This is a genomic window from Streptomyces sp. NPDC054847 (assembly GCF_053610925.1).
Window position 1 is genome coordinate 1 of the sequence record NZ_JBSGZJ010000562.1, and the last position, 4,131, is coordinate 4,131.

Genomic DNA, 4,131 nt, shown 5'->3' on the forward strand with positions numbered 1-4,131 from the left:
ACCTTGCTGTCAGCACCACCCTTCGCGGTAGGCCTTCCAGTCGCCCTCCTCCGCCGCGAAGTCCACGTACAGCGCGACACCGAAGGCCTTCCTTTCACGGTCCGTGCGCCCGAGCCCCAGCCGGGTGCCGCGGACCGCGGCCGCGACCGTCTCGGCGTTCTCGTGGTGGCCGAGATCGTCCTCGTGGAAGAACGGCAGCCCCATCAGCAGGTCGGTGCCCGGTGGCGTCACCTCGAGCGCGAGGGTGGTCTGCTGGGCGACGTAACCGCCGTACATGCCCTCCAGCGGCATCCACGTGTCGTACGACATGACGGCTATCTGGTCGACCCGCCGCGCGACCTCGCCGAAGAACTTCTGCGACCACCACTTCTCCCGGCCGGTGACCGCCGCGTTCACACGGTGCGCGGCGGGCAGGGGGTCGATCTGGTGGGCCGCTACCGACAACTGCGCCTTGCGGTCGCGCGTCAGCTCGCGCAGCGCGTCGAGCAGGGACAGGTAGTCGCTGTCGCCCGAGAGCAGCGGCTCCAGGTCGAAGTGGACCCCCTCGAACCCGGCGTCGAGGATCTGCCGGGCGGAGCCCACCACCGCGTCGCGGGACCGTTCGTCCAGGCGCAGTCCGTCGGGTCCGTCGTTGGCGAGCACGTCGCCCAGCCACGCCTGGACCCGGATGCCCGGCATCTCCCGGTGCACGGCGTCCATGAGCCACCGGGCACGGGGGTAACGGTCGGCGGGCAGGGTGCCGTCGTGCTCGAGGGGGCCGGTGTGCACGTACAGGTCCTTGATGCCGGTGCCGCGGATCCGCTCGGCGAAGGCCCTGACGTCGGCGTCCTTCTTACGGCCGTCCACCCAGGCGTGGCCGAGCCAGATCGCGTCCTTGCCGCGGGTGCGGGTGCCGTCCTGGAGGTCCCCCGCGTAGTTGATGCGCAGAGCCACCGCACCGGCGAGCGGCGGGACGAGCAGGACCAGCGCCAGGGCGAGGGCGATCCTCCTCGGCCACTTCAGCCGCGGGCTCCGCCATGCCCGTACGAACGCGCCCGCCCTGCCCTTCGACCGTGGGGCCGTTCCCGTTCCCTCGTTGAATCCCATGGGATGCAGGACTGATCATCGGGTACCCGCGGTTCCTGACGGCGTCCGGTCGCGGCGGCACAGAGGCGGACTTAGCCTCCGAAATGTGATGCGAACAGCCGCCCGGATCCTCGTCGCCGTGCTCACGGCGGCATGGTGGCTGGTCGCGCCCGCCGCCGGAGGAGCCACGGCCGACGACCCCGTCGACCTCTCCCGGCAGGGACAGATCACCGACCGCACAGAGGCCCTGGGCAACCGCGAGGGGCAGGTGTCCCGGGCGCTCGACCGCCTGTACGAGGAACAGCGGCTCCAGTTGTTCGTCGTCTACGTCACCGACTTCTCCGGCCGCTCCGCGCAGGACTGGACGGCGCAGACCGCCGCGCAGAACGGGCTGGGCACGAGCGACGTCCTGCTGGCCGTCGCCACCCGCGACCGGCAGTACGCCTACTGGGTCGACGCCGACTCCCGCCTCACCGACGCGCAGCTCGCCGAGGTCGCCCGGACGGCGGTGGAGCCCGCGCTGCGGGAGAACGACTGGGCGGGCGCCGCGATCGGCGCCGCCGACGGCTACGGTGCGGTGCTGTCCGGCGAACCCGTCCCCACGGTGAACATCACGCCCGGCGAGGCCGAGCCCGGCGGCGGGGGCGCGGGTACCGGCGCGGGCGACCTCGTGCTCCCGATCGCGGTCGTCGGCGGCGCAGCCGCCCTCGCCGCGTACACCTACACGAAACGCAAGCGGCGCACGGCCACCCGCACCACTCCGCGGGGCGGCCAGGAGGGCTGGGGCACGCCGGAGCAGCCACCGCTCCCTGAGCTGGACGCCAGGGCCAAGGCGGCGCTGGTGGAGACCGACGACGCGGTGCGCACCAGCCAGGAGGAACTCGGGTTCGCCACGGCCCAGTTCGGGGAGGAGGCGGCGAAGCCGTTCCAGGAGGCCGTGACGCACGCACGGCAGGAGCTGACCGCCGCGTTCAGGCTGCGCCAGCAGCTGGACGACGCCTACCCGGAGGACGACTCCACCCGCCGCAGGATGCTCGAAGAGATCCTCGCCCGCTGCTCGGAGGCCGATCGCCGGCTCGACGCCGAGGCCGAGGACTTCGACCGGCTGCGCGCCCTGGAACGCAACGCGCCGCAGGCGCTGGACACGGCGCAGGCCGCCTACCAGGACGTGAACGGCCGTGTCGTCAGCGCGGAGGCCACGCTGGGCGTGATGCGCGAGCGGTACGCGCCGTCGGCGGCGGCCCCCGTCACGAACGACGTGGAACAGGCGAAGGACCGGCTCGAGTTCGCGGCGACCGCCCTGGACCGGGCCCGGCAGGCCGTCGGGGCCGACGACAACGGGTCCGCCGCGGTCCAGGTGCGGGCCGCGGAAGGGGCCGTCGCCCAGGCCGCCCGCCTGATCGAGGCCGTCGACCGCCGGGCGCGGGATCTGGCGGAAGCGGCCGGAAAGCTGCCGAGCGCGCTGACCGAGACGGAAACCGATCTGGCGGAGGCACGCGGACTGCTCAAGGGGACGGAGGAGGGCACGTCGACCGCCGGGCTCCAGGGGCGGATCGCCCGCGCGGAGACGGTCGCCGCGGAGGTGCGCACCGCGACGGAGTCCGGGCGGTACGACCCCATCGACGCACTGCGCCGGGTCGAGGAGGCCGACGCCGCCCTGGACGAGGCGCTGGCCGGGATCCGGGAACAGGAACAGGGGACGCGGCGCGCGCGGGCGCTGCTGGAGCGGGCCCTGCTCGGCGCGCGCTCCGGTATCGGGGCCGCCGCCGACTACATCACCACGCACCGCGGCGCCGTCGGCAGCGAGGCCAGGACCCGGCTGGCGGAGGCCCAGCGCCGGCTGGAGCGGGCGGAGACCCTGGCCGACGCGGACGGTACGGGCGGGAACGGCACCGGCGGTGATCCCCAGGCGGCTCTGGCCGAGGCACAGCGGGCGGACTGGCTGGCGCAGCAGGCGCAGAGCCTCGCGGAGAACGACGTGCGCGACTTCCGGAACCCGTTCGGGCCGGGCGGTGTGCCAGGGACCCGGGGCCCCGGAGGCGGGCTCGGGGGCGCGGTGCTCGGCGGGATCCTTCTCGGCGGGATGCTCGGCGGGGGAAGGGGCGGCGGCCCGGGGGGAGGGTTCGGCGGGGGCTTCGGCGGGGGGCCCGGCAGCTTCGGCGGTGGTGGCACGCGGGGCCGGATGGGCGGTGGCCGTTTCTGAGGCCGGTCGGCCGGAGGCGTGTACGCCGGCCCGTATTCCGTTTGGCGTTCAAGGAGCCGTTCAAGGAGCAGTGGCATGACCAAGCAGACCGTTCTCGGGCGGGTCACCCAGCTGGCCAGGGCGAACATCAACGCACTGCTGGACCAGGCGGAGGACCCGCAGAAGATGCTCGACCAGCTGATCCGCGACTACACGAACAACATCGTGGAGGCGGAGCAGGCGGTGGCGAGCACCATCGGCAACCTGCGCCTCATGGAACAGGACCACCAGGAGGACGTCGAGGCCGCCCGGGAATGGGGCACCAAGGCGCTGGCGGCCAGCAGGAAGGCGGACGAGCTCCGCGGGGCGGGACGGACGGCGGACGCCGACAAGTTCGACAACCTCGCGAAGGTCGCCCTCGGCAGACAACTCAGGTCCGAGCAGGAGGCGAAGACCGCGGAGCCGACGATCGCCTCCCAGACCGCGGTCGTCGACAAGCTCAAGTCGGGCCTGGAACAGATGAAGGCGAAGCTGGAGCAGCTCCGGGCGAAGCGGGACGAGCTGGTGGCCAGGGCGAAGTCCGCGGAAGCGCAGAACCGGATGATGGACGCCGTGAAGAGCATCGACGTGCTCGACCCGACGAGCGAACTCCACCGCTTCGAGGACAAGGTCCGACGGGAGGAGGCGAGGGCGCTCGGGAAGCAGGAACTGGCGGCGTCGTCGCTGGACGCGCAGTTCGAGCAGCTGGAGAGCGTGGGGGAGGAAGCGGAGATCGAGGCGAGGTTGGCGGCGCTGAAGTCCGCGTAGGGGGTGGGCGGGGGGTGGCCGCTGCGCGGGGCCGTTTCCCCACCCCGCCCCTTCCCGAAACCGGGGGGGGGGGGCGC

At 73.3% G+C, this 4,131-nt stretch carries 3 protein-coding genes; 2 read left to right on the forward strand and 1 reads right to left on the reverse strand.

Annotated features, from left to right (window positions below; all coding sequences use genetic code 11):
- Positions 1 to 9 precede the first annotated feature (9 nt).
- Positions 10 to 1,086 (reverse strand): hypothetical protein, encoded by a 1,077-nt coding sequence (locus tag ACWGH4_RS32315; RefSeq protein WP_453467132.1) that lies wholly within the window; start codon positions 1,084 to 1,086, stop codon positions 10 to 12.
- Positions 1,087 to 1,174: 88 nt separating this feature from the next.
- Here ACWGH4_RS32315 and ACWGH4_RS32320 point away from each other — a divergent pair, with 88 nt between their 5' ends.
- Together ACWGH4_RS32320 and ACWGH4_RS32325 are read left to right on the forward strand one after the other, a co-directional pair.
- A complete protein-coding gene (locus tag ACWGH4_RS32320) occupies positions 1,175 to 3,268 on the forward strand; it encodes a TPM domain-containing protein (RefSeq protein WP_453467134.1) in 2,094 nt (697 codons plus the stop codon).
- Between the two features lie 75 nt (positions 3,269 to 3,343).
- Complete coding sequence (locus tag ACWGH4_RS32325; protein WP_441264014.1) at positions 3,344 to 4,054, forward strand: PspA/IM30 family protein; 711 nt, start codon at positions 3,344 to 3,346, stop codon at positions 4,052 to 4,054.
- Positions 4,055 to 4,131 lie beyond the last annotated feature (77 nt).

Bases quoted from the DNA above. Each gene is read 5' to 3' on its own strand.
- ACWGH4_RS32315 (WP_453467132.1), bottom strand. From the start codon at position 1,086: ATGGGATTCAACGAGGGAACGGGAACGGCCCCACGGTCGAAGGGCAGG.
- ACWGH4_RS32320 (WP_453467134.1), top strand. From the start codon at position 1,175: ATGCGAACAGCCGCCCGGATCCTCGTCGCCGTGCTCACGGCGGCATGG.
- ACWGH4_RS32325 (WP_441264014.1), top strand. From the start codon at position 3,344: ATGACCAAGCAGACCGTTCTCGGGCGGGTCACCCAGCTGGCCAGGGCG.